Origin of the sequence: Geobacter pickeringii, from assembly GCF_000817955.1 — a bacterium.
GTDB lineage: Bacteria > Desulfobacterota > Desulfuromonadia > Geobacterales > Geobacteraceae > Geobacter > Geobacter pickeringii.
The window spans coordinates 2,516,289-2,535,154 of record NZ_CP009788.1 but is presented as its reverse complement, the minus strand read 5'-3'; the positions used below and the strand labels follow the sequence as shown (position 1 = coordinate 2,535,154).

Below are 18,866 nucleotides of genomic sequence, written 5' to 3'. Positions count from 1 at the left end.
TTGACACACTTTGTTTTGTCGCTATACAGACATTGTATGCCGTTCAATATATCAACCATCCGTTCGCTGGCCGCATCCGACAAGATGGCGCTCAAGCGCCACTCTATCCTGAGGATGCATCAGCGCCGGATTGCTGTCGATGAACTGAAGGAAGCGCTCCTTTTCTGCGAACTGGTCGAGGGTTATCCCACCGACCGGCCCTTGCCGAGCGGTCTGGTCCTGGGCCATACCGCCGGAGGAAGGACGCTCCATGCGGTGGTCGCCATCGACCAGGATGAACAGATGCTCTGGATCATAACCGTTTACGAGCCGACTCCCGCCGATTGGGAAGAAGGCTTCACCCAAAGGAGATAAGCCATGAAGTGCCCGCTCTGCAAAGGGAAAATGGTGCCGGGAACGACCAATCTCCCCTTCACTCTTGACGATGGTAACGTAATCGTCGTTACCCATGTCCCCGCCCTTGTGTGCGACCAGTGCGGCGATGATTTCGTCGAGATGGACGTGGTGAGGAAGGTGGAGCGGGTTGTCGAGCGCGTCGAGCGCGACGGCATCAGCATGGGGCTCGTCGAGTACGGCAAGGCCGCCTGATTCCTTTTTCCCTCAGGTCGGAACGTGAAAAGGCCCCGAGGGTTATCCCCCGGGGCCTTTTCACGTCCATTAAGCAGAAAAGCGCCGATCAGTTCATGATGCTGTCGGCGATCTTCACCAGGTTCGGCAGGTCGGGCTTGGTGACGATGTCGAGCGCTCCCAGGTCCTTCCACTTCCGCCGGTTGTCGTCGGTGGCCAGGGAGGAGAAGATCAGCACCGGCAGCTCCTTCAGGATGTCGTCCTTCTTGACCAGGGTGGTGAGGTGGAGACCGTCCATCTTCGGCATCTCCACGTCGGTTATGAGGAGGTCCAGCTCGCGCTTGAGGTCGGTGCCGGCGGTGCGGCAGCGGTCGAGCTTCGCCGAGATCATCTGCCACGCCTCTTCGCCGTTCTCCGCTTCCTCCACGAGGTAGCCGGCCCCCCGGAGGGTGGAGCAGATGCTGCTGCGGATGAAGGAGGAGTCGTCGGCCACCAGGATCCGGTGCCGGCTCCGGTCCAGGGCCGGCGCCTCCAGGAGCTGGCTCTCGTTCACTTCGTGGAGGATGTTTTCCGAACAGATCTCGCCGAGGATCTTCTCGAAGTCGAGGATCAGGATGATCCGGTCATCCATCTTCACGACGCCGGTGACGTAGGCCGACTCGATGGCCCGCACCGGCGGCTCCACCTGCTCCCAGGAGATGCGGTAGATGCGGGAGACGTCGTTCACCAGCACCCCCACGATCATCCGGTTGAATTCGAGGACCACCACCCGCTCGGCGGGGAGGACCTCCATGCTCTTGCCGAGGACGGTGGCCAGCTCCACCACCGTGATCACCTTGTCCCGCAGCTTCATCATCCCGGCGATGGCGGGGTGGGCGTTGGGAACCTTCCACATCTGCGGTTTGCGGATGATCTCCCGCACCTTGGCGACGTTGACGCCGAAATGGGACGGGATCGTCTCCCCCCGCTCGTTCTGCTCGTTGAGCATGAACTCCACGATCTCCAGCTCGTTGGTACCGCTCTCCAGGAGTATTCTGTTGTCAGCCATGTGCCGATACCTCGCGGGTTGATGGGCCCTCGGTCCGAAGGCATAGTTAGCGTATCGGCGATGATCGTGAAAACTTTAGGGTTTCGAGCCGCCGCTCCGCAGAAACGGTTCCGGCGGGTTCTCCCTCACCGGGGGGAAGCAGAGCGGCACGAGCCACGCCCCCCGATTTCGACGGTGAGGGCATCCTTGATCGCCAGGGCTTCGGAACGGGCCTTCCCGTCGCAGTCGAAGGGGGATGCCCCGTCCCGGTCCGCCGCCCGGATCTCGTCGCTCAGGGAGATGAAGCCGAGCAGGGAGGCCGGCGGCATGGCGGCGGAGATGAAGCGGCAGTCGGCGTCGTCACGGATCTTGCTCCCCACGAGGAAGACGTTGCCGATGCCGATGTCACCGGCCAGGGCGGTGATCTGCCGGGCGGTCTGCATGCTCCGCTGCCCCGGCTCCACCACGATGACGAGCGCATCGACCGATTCCGCCGTCCCCCGTCCCAGGTGCTCGATGCCGGCCTCCATGTCCATGATCACCACGTCGTCCCGCTCCAGCAGGAGATGCTTCATGAGCCGCTTGACGAGGGTGTGCTCGGGGCAGACGCAGCCGCTCCCTCCCTGCTCCACGGTCCCCATCTGCAGGAGCCGCACCCCTTCGTGCTCCACGCCGTACCGCTCGGGCAGGTCGCTCACCGTCGGATTGAGCCTGAAGAGCGAACCCTCCCCCTCCCCCGCGCCGGTCCGTTCCCGGGCCAACTCCTTCATCTTCGAGATGGGGGTGAGGCGGGCCCCCGCCTCCGCGGGGACCCCCAGGGCCGATGCGAGGTTGGCGTCCGGGTCGGCGTCGATGGCCAGCACCCGCCGCCCCTCCGCCGCGAAGGCGCGGGCCAGCATCCCGGCGAGGGTCGTCTTGCCGACCCCCCCTTTCCCCGTGATGGCGATCCTGATCCCTTTTCCCGTTGCTGCGGCACCGTCGTGATGGTGATGGTGCCCGTGATGTCCGTCGCACATGAGCTATTTCTCCTTTCCTCTCAGATACCCAAACCCTGCCGCCGCTCGTCGATCACCGCCAGGAGCCGGTCCGCGGCCTTGTCGGGGTCGAGCTCCACCATGAAGTAGCCGCCCAGGAGATCCTTGGCCGTCTCGGTCAGCAACTCGGTCACCGCCGGGGAGCCGGTCACCTGCGGCATGGTCCCCAGGTGGGTCGGGATGCCGAGGGCTACGCTCCAGGTGCCGATGGCGACCGCCTTCTCGGACATCGCCTCCGGCGCCGAGGCCACCAGGGGGAGCTGGTCCAGGTCGACCCCCAGCCGGTTGGCCACCGCCACCGCCACCTCCACCGCCCGGCTGTTGTCGACGCAGGAGCCCATGTGGAGCACCAGCGGCAGCGGTCCGCCGAGGCCGGCCGCCGTCCCCACCGCCGTCAGCACCCCCTTGAGGGAGTCGCCGGCATGCTCTTCGGTCGCCTCCTGGGTCATGAGCCCGTGCTTGGCAAAGGAGCCGGCGCCGCAGCCGGTGGCGAGCAGCAGGACGTTGTTCCGGGCGAGCTTCTTCGCCATGGTCACGAAGCTGCTGTCCTGGGTGGTCCGGGTGTTGTTGCACCCCGCGAAGAGGGCGATTCCCCGGATGCTGCCGTTGGCGATGCTGTCGATGAGGGGCTTCAGGGGATCATCGGCGTTCAGGGCGGCCAGGGCCCCCACGATGGCCTCGGTGCCGAACCCCACCACCGCCGTCTGCCTGAAGTCGGGGATGACGACCCGCTGCGGGTTGCGCCGCCGGAAGGCGGCGATGGCCAGAGAGACGATCTCCCGGGCGTTCTCGGCGGCGGTCGTCTCCCGGAACCGCACGTGGGTGGCGCCGGGAATCCGGTTGTCGTCCATGGTGGTGATGATCTCGGTGTGGAAGCAGGCGCCGATCTCGCTGACGGACGGCATGATGCACTGCACGTCCACCACCATGGCGTCCACCGCCCCGGTCACCAGCGCCATTTCCTGGGAGAGGTAGTTGGTGGCCAGGGGGATGCCGTGACGGACCATCACCTCGTTGCCGGTGCAGCAGATGCCGACGATGTTGATCCCTCCCGCGGCCCCGGCCCGCCGCGCCTCGTCATCCATCAGCAGGGCCAGGTCGCAGACCACCTCGCTCAGCAGCGGGTTGTGGCCATGCACCGCGATGTTGACCGCGTCCTCCTTCAGGACCCCGAGGTTGGCGGCGGTCACTGCCGGCCGGGGGGTGCCGAAGAGGACGTCGGAGAGCTCCGTGGCGAGGCACATGCCGTCGTAGTCGGCCAGGGCCCCCTTCACCCCGCCGAGGATCAGGTTGGCGGGGTCGGCGTCGCACCCCACGTGGGTACGGGCCAGGATCTGGGTGACCACCGCGTCGATGTTGTGGGGGAGCGCGTGGAGCCCGGCGAGCCGCTCCAGTCGCTTCTCCGTCAGGGTCGAGGCGAGCCAGGTGCACGGCGTGTCGTGATCCTGGTTCTGGAAATCCCCCAGCGTCGCCAGGGCAACCTCCCGGGCGATGGCGGGAATCTCCTTACCGTCGGTCTCCAGGCCGAGCTTCGCGGCCACGGCCCGCAGCTTCTCCTCGTCCCGGATGCGGTAGTCGGGGAGCTTCCCTTCGGCCACCCCCAGCAGGGCGAGGGCCACGTGCCGGCCGTGCTCCGAATGGGACGCCGCGCCGCTGGCGATCATCCGGATCACGTTGCGGGCCACGATGGTGTCGGCGTCGGCGCCGCAGATCCCCCGCTGGGGGCCGTCGCCGAAGGGGTCGATGCGGCAGGGGCCTTTCCAGCAGATGCGGCAGCAGACCCCGAGCTGGCCGAAGCCGCACTGGGGCTGCATCGCCTTGTAGCGGTCCCAGACGGTGGCAATCCCTTCCTTCTTCGCCAGGGGGAGCAGCGCTGCGACGGCCGGATCGATGGAGTGGTTCATGGTCATGGTTTCACCTTCCTCTGAGTGAGATATCTGTGGGATTGGGCCAGTTCCGCCACCCGCGCCTCCAGCAGGGTCTGGCGGAATTCATCAAGATCGACGAGGCTCAAGGCCTTGGTGGGACATGCCTCGATGCAGGCCGGCACCTCCCGGCCGGTGCCGGCGCAGAGGTCGCACTTGCGCGCCACCCCCCGGTTGGTCCGCCCGTCGGGGGCCGTCTCCGCCTCGGCCTTGACGCTGATGGCACCGAAGGGGCAGACCATCACGCAGACCTTGCAGCCGACGCAGTTCTTCTCCCGGATGCCGACCTTCCCCTCCTCCTGGAGGATCGACCCGGTGGGGCAGGCGAAGGCGCAGGGGGCGTCCTCGCACTGCCGGCACTGGACCGGCATCGTCACCCCCCCGCCGCCACCACCCGGTTGCGGGGGCGGAGCGTGAGCCCCCGGGCCGCCGCCGCGTACAGGTCGCACCCGCCGTGGGCCACGGCGCAGGCCAGCTCACAGCCGTGGCAGCCGAGGCACCGCTCCGGATCGGAAAAGACGATCACATTCTCACGCTGCTGTTTCTTCATTCTTGTCTCCTTTGCATGTCGCCTCCCGTCGGTCCATGACCCCGAAGAGGCTGCCGGCGGTGCCGATTTCGTGCATGGTTCACTCCCTCATTTTTCCCCCTCACCCCTGCCCCTCTCCCTCAGGGCGAGGGGAGAATTAAACCCTCTCCCCACGGGAGAGGGTGGCCGGAGGCCGGGTGGGGGGGTAACCGAGACGCCACGAGCAATTCGTGCCATCTCGCCTGCGATGTGGAATCAGCGATCCGTGCAGGAGATGCAGGGATCGATGCTGTTCACCACCAGGGGGATGGCGGAAACCTTCTCCCCCTTCAGCATCACCGCCAGGGCATCCCAGTTCATGTAGCTCGGCACCCGCCACTTGAGGCGGGCCGGCATGTCGGTTCCGTCGGTGTTGAGGTAGTAGATGAGCTCCCCCCGGGGGGCTTCGGATTTGGCGATGGCCTCTCCGGCCGGGATCTCCGGCAGGGTGTCGAGGCAGGCCGGCTCCGCCGGCATCTGCGCCAGGCACTGCTCGATGAGGGAGACCGACTCCCGCGCCTCTCGCAGCCGCACCAGCGTCCGGGCCCGGACGTCGCCGGCACCTTCACCCGCCACCTCGACGCGGAGCCGGTCATAGGCCCCGTAGGGGCTCTTCGTCCGCACGTCGTAGGCGACGCCTGAGGCCCGCGCCACCGGCCCCACCACGGCGCAGGCGACGGCATCCCGCCTCGGCAGAACCCCCACCCCCTCGGTGCGGGCCGTGAGGTCGGCGTCCGTGGCGTAGATCCGGTACAGCTCGTCCAGGGGGGCCTTCATCCGTTCCATCTCCCTTCCGAGGAAGGCGGCCGACTCCGGCGCCAGGTCGTACCGCACCCCGCCGATGCAGTTGGCGGCCAGGTCCATCCGGTTGCCGTAGATCGCCTCCTTGGTTTCCTGCATGATCTCGCGGGTCTCCATCACCCCCCTGAAGAGGGTCCCCCGGCCGACGATGTGGGCGATGACGGCGCAGTTGAAGAGGTGCGAGGAGATCCGCTTGATCTCGTCGGCAATGGCCCGCAGGTACTCTGCCCGCGCCGGGATGCAGATGCCGGCGATCTCCTCCACCGCCGTGCAGAAGGTGCTCGGGTGGCTGTTGGAGCAGAGGGAGCAGAGGCGCTCCAGCAGGGTGATGTTCTGGTAGAGGTTGCGCTTCATCACCAGGTGCTCCATCCCCCGGTGGACCTGCCCCGCCACGACGTCGAGCCCCGTCACGGTCTCCCCTTCCACCTCCACCCGGAAATACATCGGCTCCTCCAGGCCAACCTCGCGGGGGCCGAGGGTGATCGTCCTGCTCATGGCGCCTCCTCTCCGCCGGCGCGGGTCATCACCTTCGCCCAGAGGGCCGTGCTGCTGGCGCCGTTGGTGAAGGTGGAGTAGGGGATGAGCCGCTCGAAGGCGGCCGGCTCGATCGATTTGTCGAGGAAGAGCCGCCGGGGGTCGGGATGGCCGATCACCCGGATTGCGTACAGCTCCATGAACTCCCGCTCGTTCCAGTCGGCGTTGCGGAATACCGGGGTGAGCGATGGAACCTCCGCCCCCTCCAGCGGGAGCTCAATGGTCAGCGTCAGGGTCGTGCCGTCCAGGTCGAAGTGGTAGGCGATCTCCCGTACCCCCCGCTGTCTTGCCCCCGCCGAGAGGGAGGCGGTCACCATGCTGAGGCGCCCCCCAAGGCGTGCCACCCCCTCTGCCGCCGGGAGGATGAAGGCCCCCTGGCGCAGCCGGCACCAGCCGGTCATGACCCCCTTGGCGTCGATCCGCCACTCCACGGCCACCTCTTCCCCGATCCGCCGCGACAGCGCGGCCGGTACCTTTTCGCTCAGTTCCGTCATCGTCTTGTTCCTCCGATACTCTCCTTCTGCCGGCATTCCGGGCAGAGGGCCGTCAGCCGGGCGATCTCCGGGCTCGTCTCCCGGAAGGCGACCCGGAGCAGTTCCGGGGGGACCGGCAGAAGGGGCTCGCCGCAGCCGGCGCAGGGGAGGCGGGGGACCACCCCCTGCTCCACCAGGCGGTACTGCTCTTCATGGCGATGGGCGAGCTGCCACTCCTCCGTCACGGCGAGGGCCCCGGTCCGGCAGTAGTGGGCGCAGAGGGCGCAGAAGGCGCAGCTGTTGTGCCAGAGGGTGAAGCGGAGCCCCGCCTCCTCCTCGTCGAAACGAATGGCGCTGCCGGCGCAGACGTGGGCGCACATGCGGCAGCCGACGCAGGCTGCGGCGTTGAACCGCATCCTCCCCCGCACCCCGGCCGGGGCGGCGTTCTCCCCGCCAGATTCCGGGAGGCTCCCCGCCGTCGGCGGTGGCACGCCGTCGCGCCGCGCCTTCCAGAGGAGCACCGCCTCGGCGATCCCCGCGACGATGGCCTGGGGGCGCGGCGGGCAGCCGGGGACGTTGACATCCACCGGCAGATACGCGTCCACCGGACCCGCCACGGCGTAGCTGTCGCGGAAGACCCCGCCGGAGACGGGGCAGACCCCCACGGCCACCGTCACCTTCGGCTCGGGGACCGCGCCGTGGAGGCGGAGCGCCTTCTCCCTCACCCGGGCCGTCAGCGGTCCGGTAATCAGGACGATGGCGGCCTCCCCGGGCGACTCGGTGTAGCGGCACCCGAGCCGCTCCACGTCGAAGCGGGAGACGGCGGCGGTGGCGGCCAGCTCCACGTCGCAGCCGTTGCAGGAGCCGGCATTGATGCGGAACAGTCCCAGGGGCGGTTCGGAGGTGTCGTTGTGCGCAGTTTCCATGGGGGGCTCCCCTTCATCGGGTGGTGACGCGGGGAGGTGTCCGGGCGGTCCGGCCTCCGTGCGTAGTTCCGACTATAGGGAGAAAGGGGAGAGGAGTCTGTCGGGTGGCCGACAGTTTTGGAAAAAATCGAGGGGTGCGGAGGGAGAGCTAGAGGGAATCCTTCCAGGCGGTCAGCTCGTCGAGCTTGCGGACGCAGATGGTCCGCCGGTCGATCTTCTCGATGATGCCGGCCTTTATCAGGTCGTTCATGATGGTGGAGATCGTCTGGCGGGTCGTCCCCACCAGCAGGGCGATATCCTCGGTCTTCAGCCCGAGCTCCACCATGATGCCGCCGCCGGCCGGCCGTCCCCGGTCAGCGGCGGCCGCGGCGAGGAATTCCACGAGGCGCAGCCGCGCATCCTTGAACACGAGCCCCTCGATGGTCGACAGGGAGTTCTTGAGCAGGTCCCCCAGCACCTTCACCATGGCCTGGGAGACCTCCGGGATTTCCGACACCCGCTGCTGAAAGGCCGCCGTGCCGGTCACCAGGAGTTCGGTATCCTCCACCGTCTGGACAAAGGCCCGGGTGTGGGTGCTGAAGATGTCCCCCGCCTCCAGGAAGGCGAGGGTGAACTCCCGGTCCTCGTAGGAAAGATAGACCCGCAGCCTCCCCCGCTTCACGATGAAGACGAGGTCCGCCTCGTCGGACGGGGAGTAGACCAGGGTCTTGCGGGGGAAGAGGCGGCTGCGGAACTCCCGCCCCAGGTCGCCGGCGCCGGGGGCCTCGAAGAGCCGCAGCAGGTTCACGTTGGTCAGTTTCATCCTGGCAGGCATGCTCCCTCCGCCCCCGTCAGGCCGTGGCGCGGATGTCGATCCGCGTATCGTAGAAGGTGCTCCCGTTCCCCCGGTCGGTGAGGCGCTGGCTGGTCAGGGCGTTCACCGTCCGGTCGCCCGGTGCATGGGCGCTCCACCAGACCCCTTCGGCCACCGCCACGCCGGCCGGCACCCCCCCGGTCACCCGCAGGATGAACGCCACCTCCCCCCGGACGTTGAAGGCGACGACCCGCTGGCCGTCGGCCAGGCCGCGCGCTGCCGCCTCCGCCGGGTTCACCATGAGGCACATCCCCCCCTGCTTCTCCCGCAGCTCCTCCTGCTCGTAGAACGAGGCGTTGAGGGCGTAGGGGGTCGGGGCGGTCATGAGCATGAGCGGCAGCGTCCCCCCCTCCTCGTGGGCCGGGAGGAAGCGGGGGAGCGGTTCCGGCTCCCGCGGGTTCAGGATCTCCACCTTCCCCGATGGCGTGCGGAAGGTGCGGGGGGCATCAGCGGGAAGCGGCAGCTCCACCCCCTTCCCCTCGTTGAAGCGGGCCAGGTCGATCCCCTCCCGCATCGACGTCGGGATCGCCAGGAGCCGGTCGATGAGCTCGTCGGCGCTCTGGCGGAAGAATGGCTCGTCGAACCCCATCGCCTCCGCCAGGAGGGCGAAGGTATCCCAGTTAGACCTGCTCTCCCCCACCGGCGGGACCGCCGGCCGGCACCGCTGGATGCAGTAGGTGCCGTAGGCGCGGTAGAGGTCGCTCGTCTCCAGGGACGAGGTGGCGGGGAGGACCACGTCGGCCCAGCGGGCGGTGTCGGTCATGAACCGCTCGTGGACCACCGTGAAGAGATCGTCGCGGCCGAGCCCCCGGAGGATCGCGTTCTGGTCCGGCGTCACGGCGGCGGGGTTTGAGTGGTAGACGTAGAGCGCCATCACCGGCGGGTCGGCCAGCTCCGTCAGGGCATGGCCGAGGCGGTTCATGTTCACCAGCCGCGTGGGGCGCGCCTGGAAATCCTCCCGGGTCACCTCCTTCAGGGCGAAGGCGGGGCCAGTGGAGGTGGAGGCGAAGAGCCCGCCCCCCCGCTTCCCGTAGGCCCCCACCAGCGCCGGCAGGGCGCAGATGGTGCGGATTGTCATGGCGCCGTTGCCGTAGCGCGACAGCCCGCTCCCGAGGCGGATGAACGGCGCCCGGGCCTTGGCGTAGAGCCGGGCCAGCTCCTCGACGGTGGCCGCCGGGATGCCGGTGAGGGCTTCCACCCGCTCCGGCGGATAATCGGGGAGGATCGTTTCCGCCAGCTCCGCGAACCCCTGCACCCGCTCCGCCACAAACGCGCGGTCCACAAGCCCCTCCCGGCTAATGACGTGCATCAGCCCCAGGGCCAGGGCCCCGTCGCTCCCCGGCCGGGGGAGGATCACCCGGTCTGCCGTCTTCGCGGTGGGGGTCTCGTAGGTGTCGATGAGCCAGACCGCCGCCCCCCGCCTCTTTGCCTCCCGCACCCCGTGGAGGAAATGGATGTTCGTCGCCGCTGCGTTGATCCCCCAGAGGATCACCAGATCGCTCTCCGCCACCTCGTCCGGGTGGGGGGCCGGGGTCTCCCCCATCACCGCCTGCCACCCCGCCTCCTTGGCCGGCGAACAGATGGTCCGCTCCAGCCGGGAAGCCCCCAGCCGATGGAAGAACGGGTGGCCGCTGTTGCGCTGCACAAGCCCCATGGTCCCGGCGTAGGAGTAGGGGAGGATCGCCTCCGCCCCGTGGGCCGCGATGATCTCCTGCCAGCGGGCCGCGATGGTGGCGATCGCCTCCTCCCACGAGGCCCGGCGGAACTCCCCCGCCCCCTTGGCCCCGGTGCGGATCAGCGGCGTCGTCAGGCGCTCGGGCGAGTGGACCGTCCGCTCGTAGTGGAGCATCTTCGGGCAGAGGGTGCCGCGGGTGAACGGGTGCTCCGGGTCGCCGGTCACCCGGACGGCCCGGCCGTTTTCCACCTCCACCAGCAGGCCGCAGGTGTCGGGGCAGTCATAGGGGCAGACGGAGCGCGTGATCGTTGCGGACATGAGAACCTCCAGAGAAACATGCTTCATAATTCCCTCTCCCCGGGGGAGAGGGTAGGGAGTGGCTGCTTTCCTGAGAGCGCCGACTTCTCCGGATTTCCCCTCTCCCTCAGGGAGAGGGGGAGGGGTGAGGGGAATAACAGGCGGTGTGTATCGTTTCCAGCACCGATTCGGTGTTTTTGAGTACATCATCGTTCCAAAAACGAACGACTCTGACGCCGGCACCTTCAAGCGCTTTGGTTCGTTCGTCATCATACGCCCTTTGGGCTCTGTCCGTGTGGGAGCTCCCGTCCAGTTCGATGGCCAGGAGTGCTTCGTGGCAGTAAAAGTCGAGAATGAACCTTCCTACCGGATGCTGCCGCCGAAACTTGAAGCCACAAAAGCGGCGGTTTCGCAGGAGTTGCCAGATCAGATTTTCGGCATCGGTCTGCCTCGTTCGTAATGTCCGGGCGTTGTCGAGGATGTCGGATGGAACGGCCATAAAGGTACCCCTTCCACTTATCCCCTCACCCGGCCTCCGGCCACCCTCTCCCCGAGGGAGAGGGTAAGGAGTGGCTGTTTTCCTGAGAGCGCCGACTTCTCCGGATTTCCCCTCGCTCTCAGGGAGAGGGGGCGGGGTGAGGGCGAGTAGGGACGAATGCGTGAGGAAAAATTATCTGGTCAGCATACCTCAGATGTCAGAAGGCGGCAACGGCAGGAGGGCGTTCACCCCGCCATCCGGGCGATGATCTCTTCCAGCGGGGCGACGTCGAGGGGTTTCATGATGAAGCCGGCGACCCCCAGTTGGCGGCAGCGGTCGAGGTCGGTGGGGTGGTCGGAGGACGAGGCGATGACCACCGGCACCGTTTTGGTGGCGGGGTCCTGCCGGAGCTGCTGGAGCACCTCCATGCCGTCCACGCGGGGGAGCTGCAGGTCGAGGATGACCAGGGCCGGGAGCTCGGGGGCGGGGGCGTCGCAACTCCCCTGAAGCCGGCGCAGCGCCTCGGCCCCGTCGCGGGCGATCTCCAGACGGACCGGCCGCGACAGCTTCTTCATCGCCCGCGAGGCGAGAAACCGGTCGTCATCGTTGTCTTCCACCAGCAGGACATTCAGTTCGGTCACAGACAGGCTCCGTCAGGATGAGAGTCGGCACATTTTTCCGGGCAGGGGGGGAGGGTGAAGTAGCAGGTGGTCCCGCGCCCCTCCTCGCTCTCCAGCCAGATCCGCCCCCGGTGGCGGGAGATCACCCGCTGGACGATGGCGAGCCCCACGCCGGTGCCGGGGAACTCGTCGGGGCCGTGGAGCCGCTGGAACGGCTGGAACAGCTTGTTCGAATAGGCCATGTTGAAGCCGGCGCCGTTGTCCCGCAGGTAGCAGACCGTCTCGCCCCCCCGCCATGCCCTGCCGAAGGAGATCTTTCCCCGCTCGGCGCGGGCGGTGAACTTCCAGGCGTTCCCCACCAGGTTCTCCATCGCCACCCAGATCAGCTCCATGTCGGCGCAGACCGTCACCTCCGGCTCCACCGAAACATCCATCCGCCGCTCCGGCTCCCCCTCCTCCAGGGACGCGGCGATGGTCCGGACCACGGCGCTCAGGTCGATCTCCCGCGGCGCCAGCTCCCGCCGCTGCACCCGGAAGAGGGTCGCCATGGCGGCGATGACCCGCTCCATCTGGCCGCTCACCCCCCTGATCCGCCGCAGGTAGTCGCGCCCCTCGCCGTTCAGCTGCGGGCCGAAGTCCTCGTCCAGGGCCTGGCAGAAGCCGTTGAGACGCATGAGCGGCGCCCGCAGGTCGTGGGAGGCGGAGTAGTTGAACGACTCCAGCTCCCGGTTGGCCTCTTCCAGCTGGGCGGTCCGCTCCTTCACCCGCAACTCCAGGCGGGCGTTCAGCTCGGCGATCTCCCGCGCCGCCTCCTCCCGCTCCCGCCGGCGCTGCCAGACCGCATCCACCATCCGGTTGAACGATGCCGCCAGCGCGCCGATCTCGTCGGTGGACTCCACCGGGATGCTCGTCATCTCCCCCGCCTCCACCGCCCGCACCCCCTGCGCCAGATGGGTGAGGGGGCGGGTGATCCCCCGGATCACCCCGTAGACGGCCAGGGAGGCGGCCGCGAGAAACGCCGCAGCCGCCAGGGCCGCCGTGGCGATCATGTTCCGGAGCCGCTGGTGGAGGGGCTCCTCGTCCATCGCCACTCGCACCGTCCCCAACGGGGCCAGTCCCCCTCCCGTCCCCTTGGTCTCGAAGAAGAGGTCCGACTCGTGGGTCGCCTTGTCGCTGCCGCTCACCGCTTCGGAAAACTCGATGCGCCGGCCGACGCGGCGCATCCCCGGTTCCCCGGCGGTCGCCTCCCCCGGTGCCGTCGCTCCCCCGCCACCGGTGGCGGCGTCGGACTGCCGCGCCAGGGTCACCAGCGGATGGTTGTCGCGGTCGAAGATCGTCACCGTCAGGAGCTCGGGGGTTGACATCGCCCCCTCGGCGATCTCGCGGAGCTGCTCGACATTGCCGGCAAAGAGCGCCACCCGGGCGTGGTTGGCCAGGAGCCGCGCCAGGAGCTTCCCCTCGGTGACGAGCTTGTCCTGCTCGGCCTGGTAGTAATGGGTGATGAAAAAGCCGGTGAAGAGCGTCGAGACGACGATGACCACCGATGCGGTCACGAGGAAGAGCTTGGTGCGGAAGCTGTCGCGGATGCAGGCGATGGCTCCGGGGGGTGTCGTGACGAGGGGGGTGCTCCGGGTTTCAGCGTTCATGCTGGCCTCCTGGGAGCCTTATTAAGCAATAATCATTCCTCCCGCAGGTCGGGGGAGACGCCGAGATTCCGGGCCACGGTCTTGTTGAGCCGGAGGGTGGTCCGGGCGGGGGCTTCGGCAGGCACCTGCTCCACGGCGGCGCCGTCCATGATCCGGCGGGCCATCCGTCCCGCCTGGCGTCCCATGTCGGCCGGGTCCACCTCGAAGGCGGCCAGGGCGCCATTCTGCAGGTACTTGGCGGCGAAGGCGATGACCGGAACCCGGTTCTCCTGGGAGAAGAGGGCGATCGCCTCCATGGTCTCGGCGGTCACCACCGTCGGGTCGGGGAGGAGCCAGAGGACGTCCACCTTTCCCCTGAGGGTGGCGAGCTGCTGCATCGCCTGGCGGGGAGAGCGGACCTCGCGGCTCACCAGGGCGACCCCCTGCCGCTCCGCCGCCTGCGCCGCCTCCTTCGCCAGGGCGCCGGTGCGGGCCGGGTCGAAGAGGAGCCCGACGCGCCTGCCGGCCAAGGTCCCCCTGGCGAAGGCGAGGTAGCGCTCCGCCGGGACGTTCATGGCGACGCCGGTCACGTTGCGGCTGGCGGCGCCGGTCGATTCGGGGGTGGCCACCATGACGTAGACCACCGGTATCTCGCGGATCTCCTTCAGCCGTGCCAGGGCCTCGCGGCCGATGGCGAGCACCACCCGCGGCCGCGCCTCCCGCACGGAACGCACCACGTCGGCCCCCCGCTGCTCGGAGAGGACGAGCCGCTCCACGGAACGGACGCCGGCCGTGGCCTTGAAGCCGCGCAGCGCCGCTTCGAAGGGGGCCATCCGCTCGCCCTGCACCACCACGACCTCCGCGGCAAAAGCCGGGAAGCCCCAGAGGAGCAGGAAAGCGAGTATGTGGAGGATGCGTGTCGTCATGCGTTCCTAAATCGTTGCCGTTACCACGTGATGCGGAGGCCGCCTTCGAACCAGCGGCTGGGGTTGATGAATGTTTCGTCCGGATATTGCCGGCCGTTGAAAAGATTGTGGCCGGTGAAGAAGATCTCTGTCTCGGTGGTGCGGTCGCGGTAGAGGCGCCACCCCAGATTCAGATCCCAGATGAAGTTCTTGTATTTGCCACCCCAGTCGCCCGGGGTGTTCCACCAGGCGTAATGTCCGGTCAGGGCGCCGCGGATGGTCCGATCATCATAGTGAAGTCCAAGGTCCCACCTGTCTCGGGCCACACCCGGAATCTCGGTGTTGGTGCTGCGGCTCGTGGCGTCGGTGAAGACGTAGCCGGCGGTGAGCCAGGTGTTGAAGAGGGGGACGGTCCGGGCTTCAACCTCAACCCCTTCGCGGACGGTCCGGTCCGTGGGGTCCTCGGCCGTGGAGCGGAACCAGGTGCCGCGCAGCCAGAGGAACGGGATTTCCGAAGTCTCCAGACCACCTTGGATGCTCCACCCTTTTTCCGGGGTACGAAACTCTGGCCTGAGTCTGGGGAGGCTGTAGCCCTTGGCGGCAAACGCGCGGAGAATGGTCTTGTCGGTGAGGCTGTAGGCAGCGCCGATGCTGGGGCTGAAATGGTCGCCGGTGGCGCTGGTCAGGTCGTAGCGCACGGCCGGGGTGAGGGCGAACGGTCCCCAAACGATGGTGTCGTTCAGGAAGAGGCCCCACTTGTCGTTCCTGACGGAGAACGCGCTGTTGTAGTCAGGCCATGCCGGATAGGAAACGCTTGTATCGCTCTTGCCGTGGTCGTACTCGACTCCGCCGGTCACGGTGTGGAGTCCCTGACGCCAGGTGAGGAGCGTGGCGCCGCCGACGGTGATCTCGTCATTGGATATGAATGCGCTGGGCTCGCCGGTGCTGATGAGGCTTTCGTTCCTGTTGTAATCCAGGCGACTCCCCTTGAGAGTGCCGCTGAGGGTCAGCCGGTCGCTTAAGGCATAGTCGAGGGAGAGGGTGGAGAAGAGTTGGCGGTTCGTGAGTCGAGAAGTCGCATCACGCCAGGTGAAGAGACCCTCTTCAACACCGATTTTCTGGTAATTGAGGGTCAGGCGGACGGTTCCACGGTTTTCGGGGATGTCCCAGCGGAGTTTGGCATAGAGGTCGCTGCGTTCGGAGGCGTTGAAGGGGCGGAACCCGTCTCCCCGGAGATTCCCGCCCGCCAGGTAGTAGCCGAGGGAACCCATCGTGCCGGAGAGTTCTCCCCGGCCGTCCCGCGTCCCACGCTCCCCCCCGGAAAAGTACGCCGCCCCGCCGAAACGAGACCCTTTCTGCGGCTCCTTGGTGACGACATTGACCACCCCCCCCAGCGCCGAGCCCCATGCTGAGGATGCCGGTCCTTTGACGATCTCCACCCGCTCGATATTCTGCACCGGGATCTGCCCGGTAAAGGCGATATTGTCGAGTTGGTCGTTAATCGTTACCCCGTCGATCAGCACCAGGATGTGTCTGCTGGTTGCCCCTGCCAGCTCGAACGTGGCACCGATGCTGGGTGCACCACGGAGGTCCACCTGGACGCCGGCGACGGTGTTGAGCACCTCCGCCAGGGTGTGGGCGTTCAGACGTTCGATATCATCGGCGGTAATGACGGTGATGTTTTCGGCGCTGTGGGAGAGGGGGCGGGGAGAACGGGTGGCGACAGCGATCTCGAGGTCGTGCGGCTCGTAATAGAGTCCCAGCGTCTCCCGGTCGCTGGCGTTATCTTCGGCGCGAATCGGTGAAATGGCGGAGAAGGTCGTAAAGAGGCAGAGCAGGGCACAGAGGAGCCAGCGCTTCAACGAGGGGTGTCGATAAGCGGTTTTTACGGCAGTTGTAGCTGCTATGCGGGAAATGGTCGCTGGCATCGGTGTTGCAACTTCATTAAAATATTACCGTCATTTGACCGGTAAGGGGCTGAAAAACCAAGCTGTTTATAGCAGACAGTTGCCGGTGGCGTCCAGTCTTTAAACGAGGGGGGGTGACAATTATGGGGTATGAGCTGACGGTTGATGAAGTGGAAGTCCTCGAGGAAGGGGTGCTGGCGTTGACCGAAGGAGTTTCCGCCTGCTGTACGACAGGTCCGATGGCTTCACGGTCTCAGAACTGAGGGTGGATGGTTGTCGCACCGGTGGGGGCCGCGTCATGGCGCGGTGCGTTGCTGCGCGGGGGCGTTGCCCCCGTCCCCCACGTACTTTCTTTGGGCGCCCAAAGAAAGTACGCAAAGAAAACCGCCCCCGATGCCTTGGCCGCTGGCGCGGCTTCCCTCGCTCCGTCGGCCGCTGCGGCGGGGGCCGGAACTCGCTTCGCTCGGACAGCCGGCCCCCTTTTCCCGCCGCGTCCTTACTCGCTCGGCTGCAGCAAAGGGGGAAACCTCCCGTTCATTCCTCCCATAACGTTCATTCGGAGCCTCCCATGATCCTCTCCCGTTACGTCAAGGAATTCCCCTCTCCGGAGGCGCCGGACCAGGTTCTCCTCTTCTCCTGCCGTACCGGCGCGGTGGTGCGGGTCTCCTGCGCTACCCTCGAAGCTGCGCGAAGCGGCTCCCTCTCGCCGGCGGCGGCAGCTCCCCTTGAAAAACATGGCTTCCTCACCCCCGACCCCGCCGCCGAGCGGGCGGAAATGCTCGCCTGGTTCGACCGGATCAACGCCGCGCGCCGCCGCGCCGGCATGGTGGCGGTCCTCACCCGGCGCTGCAACCTGGCCTGTCCCTACTGCTTCGAGGGGGGGCAGGCGCCGGAGGGTGATATGGCCGATGAGACCGCCGATCTCCTGGTGGCGATGATCGAACGGGAATGCCTTGCCAAGGGGTGGCGGGTGGACCTCGATTTCTACGGCGGCGAGCCGCTCCTGCGCCCCGACCTGATCCGGCGGATCGCCGCGCCGCTCCGGGCCGCGGGGGGCGGGTTCTTCCACGGCCACATGGTGAGCAACGGCACCCTCCTCAACCGCGAGGCGATGGCGGAGCTGGTCCCTTTGGGGATCGAGTCGGTGAAGGTGACCCTGGACGGTCCGCCCCACGTCCACGACCGGCACCGCCCCTACGGCGGCGGCGCCGGGAGCTTCCGCGACATCCTCCGGGGGGTGAAGGAGGTGGCGGAGTTGGTGACGGTCCACGTGGGGGGGAACTTTACCCGGGAGAGCTGGCGCGAGTACCCGGCGCTCCTGGATCTGCTCCTGGTGGAGGGGCTTACCCCGGACCGGCTCGGCACGGTGCGCTTCACCCCGGCCGTGGGGGGGAAGGGGGGCGGGGCGCTCCCCCACTTCGCCGAGGGGTGCGTGACCTGCGAGGAGCCGTGGCTGGCGGAGGCGGAGCTGACCCTGCGGGACGAACTGGTGAAGCGGGGCTTCCGGGTGCCGAAGCCCGGCCCCTTTTCCTGCATGATCGATCTGGCGAGCGACCTGGCGGTGGATGCCGACGGCCGCTGCTACAAGTGCCCGGCGTTCATGGGGCACGAAGGGTACGCCGTGGGGGATCTGCGCGGCGGCCTGACCGGGATTGTCCCTGCCTACGGGTGCGATATCTGGAAGCAGGAGGAGTGCCTCGACTGCGCCTACCTCCCCCTCTGTTTCGGCGGTTGCCGCTTCATGAAGCTGGTGGAGGCGGGGAGGGTGGACGGCGTCTCGTGTCTGCGGGAGTATCTGGACGCCACCCTGGAGGCGATGGTGCGGGGGGGGATCACATCAGATGGCGCAAAGTCACCGTCGGAGCTGTCGTCCGCTTGACATGGTGAAATGGTTGCACTACTATTGCTCGCATATGCCGACCCTCAAGCACTTCCGCCACTGCCGTCTGACCATCTATCCCAACGAGCACGGGACTCCCCACTTCCATCTGGAGTTCGTGGACGGGGACCGCTGCTCCGTTGCCATCGAGACGCTGGAGATACTCATCGGCGAGGTGCGGCCGGCGCGGAAGATGACCGAGGCGCTGGCATGGGCCGGCGAAAACCGGGAACTGCTGCTGGAGAAATGGGAGGAGATTACGCGATGAACAAGCCGCCACGGATCGAGGAAGTGACCGCCACTTCCCCGGCGACCCTGACCATCCGCTGGTCGACGGGGGAGACGCTGACCGCCGATGTCGGCGACTGGATCGGCCGCTTCGCCCTGCTGGCTCCGCTGCGGGACGAGTCGGTCTTTGCCGGCGCCCGGGTGGGGTGGTACGGGCACAGCGTCGAGTGGGGAGAAGGGGTTGAGCTTGGGGCCGATCAGCTCTATTCCCGCTGCCGCATCGAGGCGGGAGAGCCGTCCCCCGCCGAGTTCGATGCCTGGATGCGGGCCAACAACCTTTCCCTGGCGTCTGCTGCCGAAGCCATCGGCATGTCCCGGAGGATGATCGCCAACTACCGGACGGGAAGCAGGCCGATCCCGCGGCACGTCTGGCTCGCCTGTATCGGGTGGGAGACCATCAAGGGGCGCCGGGCGGCGTAGGGGGCAATTGTCCCCTCACCCGCCCTTCGGGCACCCTCTCCCCCAGGGAGAGGGGGACGGGCGC

Annotated in this window: 20 protein-coding genes; 5 read left to right on the top strand and 15 right to left on the bottom strand. The window is 67.4% G+C overall.

All coding sequences use genetic code 11. From position 1 onward, the window contains the following. The first annotated feature begins 36 nt into the window (after positions 1 to 36). Both GPICK_RS11405 and GPICK_RS11400 read left to right on the top strand, forming a co-directional pair. Positions 37 to 354, top strand: coding sequence for a DUF4258 domain-containing protein (locus GPICK_RS11405; protein ID WP_039743318.1), 318 nt, complete (start codon positions 37 to 39; stop codon positions 352 to 354). 3 nt (positions 355 to 357) lie between these two features. Further along, complete coding sequence (locus tag GPICK_RS11400) at positions 358 to 588, top strand: type II toxin-antitoxin system MqsA family antitoxin (protein ID WP_039743315.1); 231 nt, start codon at positions 358 to 360, stop codon at positions 586 to 588. Positions 589 to 676: 88 nt separating this feature from the next. Here GPICK_RS11400 and GPICK_RS11395 read toward each other — a convergent pair whose 3' ends face one another. The 15 genes from GPICK_RS11395 to GPICK_RS11330 all read right to left on the bottom strand — a co-directional run bounded on the left by GPICK_RS11395 (position 677) and on the right by GPICK_RS11330 (position 16,170). Then, positions 677 to 1,615 carry a chemotaxis protein gene (locus GPICK_RS11395; protein WP_039743313.1) on the bottom strand — a complete coding sequence of 313 codons (939 nt, stop codon included), beginning with the start codon at positions 1,613 to 1,615 and terminating at the stop codon, positions 677 to 679. Between the two features lie 125 nt (positions 1,616 to 1,740). Beyond that, entirely contained in the window at positions 1,741 to 2,610 is an 870-nt protein-coding gene (locus GPICK_RS11390) for an ATP-binding protein (protein WP_236685542.1), read from the bottom strand. Positions 2,611 to 2,630: 20 nt separating this feature from the next. Further along, on the bottom strand, positions 2,631 to 4,538 hold the full coding sequence (gene cooS, locus GPICK_RS11385) for an anaerobic carbon-monoxide dehydrogenase catalytic subunit (protein ID WP_039743311.1): 1,908 nt from the start codon (positions 4,536 to 4,538) through the stop codon (positions 2,631 to 2,633). Then, entirely contained in the window at positions 4,535 to 4,924 is a 390-nt protein-coding gene (locus tag GPICK_RS11380; protein WP_201773195.1) for a 4Fe-4S dicluster domain-containing protein, read from the bottom strand. The genes cooS and GPICK_RS11380 overlap by 4 nt, the downstream gene beginning before the upstream one ends. 2 nt (positions 4,925 to 4,926) lie before the next feature. Continuing rightward, on the bottom strand, positions 4,927 to 5,103 hold the full coding sequence (locus tag GPICK_RS18240; RefSeq protein WP_201773194.1) for a 4Fe-4S dicluster domain-containing protein: 177 nt from the start codon (positions 5,101 to 5,103) through the stop codon (positions 4,927 to 4,929). A 234-nt stretch (positions 5,104 to 5,337) separates the two neighbouring features. Then, positions 5,338 to 6,417 carry a hydrogenase large subunit gene (locus GPICK_RS11375; RefSeq protein WP_039743309.1) on the bottom strand — a complete coding sequence of 360 codons (1,080 nt, stop codon included), beginning with the start codon at positions 6,415 to 6,417 and terminating at the stop codon, positions 5,338 to 5,340. Next, a complete protein-coding gene (locus tag GPICK_RS11370; protein ID WP_039743307.1) occupies positions 6,414 to 6,950 on the bottom strand; it encodes an NADH-quinone oxidoreductase subunit C in 537 nt (178 codons plus the stop codon). The genes GPICK_RS11375 and GPICK_RS11370 overlap by 4 nt, the downstream gene beginning before the upstream one ends. Beyond that, positions 6,947 to 7,855 (bottom strand): NADH-quinone oxidoreductase subunit B family protein, encoded by a 909-nt coding sequence (locus GPICK_RS18235; protein ID WP_084201427.1) that lies wholly within the window; start codon positions 7,853 to 7,855, stop codon positions 6,947 to 6,949. The genes GPICK_RS11370 and GPICK_RS18235 overlap by 4 nt, the downstream gene beginning before the upstream one ends. Before the next feature lie 148 nt (positions 7,856 to 8,003). Then, positions 8,004 to 8,669: a Crp/Fnr family transcriptional regulator gene (locus tag GPICK_RS11360; protein ID WP_039743305.1), complete on the bottom strand. Its 666-nt coding sequence runs from the start codon at positions 8,667 to 8,669 to the stop codon at positions 8,004 to 8,006. A 16-nt stretch (positions 8,670 to 8,685) separates the two neighbouring features. Further along, on the bottom strand, positions 8,686 to 10,701 hold the full coding sequence (locus GPICK_RS11355; protein WP_039745686.1) for a molybdopterin oxidoreductase family protein: 2,016 nt from the start codon (positions 10,699 to 10,701) through the stop codon (positions 8,686 to 8,688). Between the two features lie 106 nt (positions 10,702 to 10,807). Next, positions 10,808 to 11,179, bottom strand: coding sequence for an endonuclease domain-containing protein (locus tag GPICK_RS17080; RefSeq protein WP_084201426.1), 372 nt, complete (start codon positions 11,177 to 11,179; stop codon positions 10,808 to 10,810). A gap of 224 nt (positions 11,180 to 11,403) precedes the next feature. Further along, positions 11,404 to 11,799 (bottom strand): response regulator, encoded by a 396-nt coding sequence (locus GPICK_RS11345; protein WP_039743301.1) that lies wholly within the window; start codon positions 11,797 to 11,799, stop codon positions 11,404 to 11,406. After that, complete coding sequence (locus tag GPICK_RS11340) at positions 11,796 to 13,424, bottom strand: ATP-binding protein (protein WP_052263412.1); 1,629 nt, start codon at positions 13,422 to 13,424, stop codon at positions 11,796 to 11,798. The genes GPICK_RS11345 and GPICK_RS11340 overlap by 4 nt, the downstream gene beginning before the upstream one ends. A gap of 32 nt (positions 13,425 to 13,456) precedes the next feature. Next, a complete protein-coding gene (locus GPICK_RS11335; protein ID WP_039743299.1) occupies positions 13,457 to 14,329 on the bottom strand; it encodes an ABC transporter substrate-binding protein in 873 nt (290 codons plus the stop codon). Positions 14,330 to 14,349: 20 nt separating this feature from the next. Then, positions 14,350 to 16,170, bottom strand: coding sequence for a TonB-dependent receptor plug domain-containing protein (locus GPICK_RS11330; protein WP_236685540.1), 1,821 nt, complete (start codon positions 16,168 to 16,170; stop codon positions 14,350 to 14,352). A 613-nt stretch (positions 16,171 to 16,783) separates the two neighbouring features. Between GPICK_RS11330 and gptM the strand changes: the two genes are divergently transcribed. From gptM to GPICK_RS11315, 3 genes are read left to right on the top strand one after another with little or no spacing between them, the layout of a single operon-like run. Next, entirely contained in the window at positions 16,784 to 18,094 is a 1,311-nt protein-coding gene (gene gptM / locus GPICK_RS11325; protein ID WP_039743294.1) for a geopeptide radical SAM maturase, read from the top strand. 34 nt (positions 18,095 to 18,128) lie between these two features. Continuing rightward, the gene (locus GPICK_RS11320) at positions 18,129 to 18,362 is read left to right on the top strand and encodes a DUF4160 domain-containing protein (RefSeq protein WP_039743292.1); all 234 of its coding nucleotides are present in this window, start codon (positions 18,129 to 18,131) and stop codon (positions 18,360 to 18,362) included. Next, positions 18,359 to 18,802 carry a DUF2442 domain-containing protein gene (locus GPICK_RS11315; RefSeq protein ID WP_039743290.1) on the top strand — a complete coding sequence of 148 codons (444 nt, stop codon included), beginning with the start codon at positions 18,359 to 18,361 and terminating at the stop codon, positions 18,800 to 18,802. Before GPICK_RS11320 ends, GPICK_RS11315 begins: the two co-directional genes overlap by 4 nt. Positions 18,803 to 18,866 lie beyond the last annotated feature (64 nt).

Excerpts from the sequence above, each read along its gene's own strand:
- GPICK_RS11400 (WP_039743315.1), top strand. The coding sequence starts at position 358 with ATGAAGTGCCCGCTCTGCAAAGGGAAAATGGTGCCGGGAACGACCAAT.
- GPICK_RS11375 (WP_039743309.1), bottom strand. The coding sequence starts at position 6,417 with ATGAGCAGGACGATCACCCTCGGCCCCCGCGAGGTTGGCCTGGAGGAG.
- GPICK_RS18235 (WP_084201427.1), bottom strand. The coding sequence starts at position 7,855 with ATGGAAACTGCGCACAACGACACCTCCGAACCGCCCCTGGGACTGTTC.
- GPICK_RS11340 (WP_052263412.1), bottom strand. The coding sequence starts at position 13,424 with ATGAACGCTGAAACCCGGAGCACCCCCCTCGTCACGACACCCCCCGGA.
- cooS (WP_039743311.1), bottom strand. The coding sequence starts at position 4,538 with ATGACCATGAACCACTCCATCGATCCGGCCGTCGCAGCGCTGCTCCCC.
- GPICK_RS11395 (WP_039743313.1), bottom strand. The coding sequence starts at position 1,615 with ATGGCTGACAACAGAATACTCCTGGAGAGCGGTACCAACGAGCTGGAG.
- GPICK_RS11390 (WP_236685542.1), bottom strand. The coding sequence starts at position 2,610 with ATGTGCGACGGACATCACGGGCACCATCACCATCACGACGGTGCCGCA.
- GPICK_RS11335 (WP_039743299.1), bottom strand. The coding sequence starts at position 14,329 with ATGACGACACGCATCCTCCACATACTCGCTTTCCTGCTCCTCTGGGGC.
- gptM (WP_039743294.1), top strand. The coding sequence starts at position 16,784 with ATGATCCTCTCCCGTTACGTCAAGGAATTCCCCTCTCCGGAGGCGCCG.
- GPICK_RS18240 (WP_201773194.1), bottom strand. The coding sequence starts at position 5,103 with ATGAAGAAACAGCAGCGTGAGAATGTGATCGTCTTTTCCGATCCGGAG.
- GPICK_RS11380 (WP_201773195.1), bottom strand. The coding sequence starts at position 4,924 with ATGCCGGTCCAGTGCCGGCAGTGCGAGGACGCCCCCTGCGCCTTCGCC.
- GPICK_RS17080 (WP_084201426.1), bottom strand. The coding sequence starts at position 11,179 with ATGGCCGTTCCATCCGACATCCTCGACAACGCCCGGACATTACGAACG.
- GPICK_RS11360 (WP_039743305.1), bottom strand. The coding sequence starts at position 8,669 with ATGCCTGCCAGGATGAAACTGACCAACGTGAACCTGCTGCGGCTCTTC.
- GPICK_RS11355 (WP_039745686.1), bottom strand. The coding sequence starts at position 10,701 with ATGTCCGCAACGATCACGCGCTCCGTCTGCCCCTATGACTGCCCCGAC.
- GPICK_RS11405 (WP_039743318.1), top strand. The coding sequence starts at position 37 with ATGCCGTTCAATATATCAACCATCCGTTCGCTGGCCGCATCCGACAAG.
- GPICK_RS11370 (WP_039743307.1), bottom strand. The coding sequence starts at position 6,950 with ATGACGGAACTGAGCGAAAAGGTACCGGCCGCGCTGTCGCGGCGGATC.
- GPICK_RS11315 (WP_039743290.1), top strand. The coding sequence starts at position 18,359 with ATGAACAAGCCGCCACGGATCGAGGAAGTGACCGCCACTTCCCCGGCG.
- GPICK_RS11320 (WP_039743292.1), top strand. The coding sequence starts at position 18,129 with ATGCCGACCCTCAAGCACTTCCGCCACTGCCGTCTGACCATCTATCCC.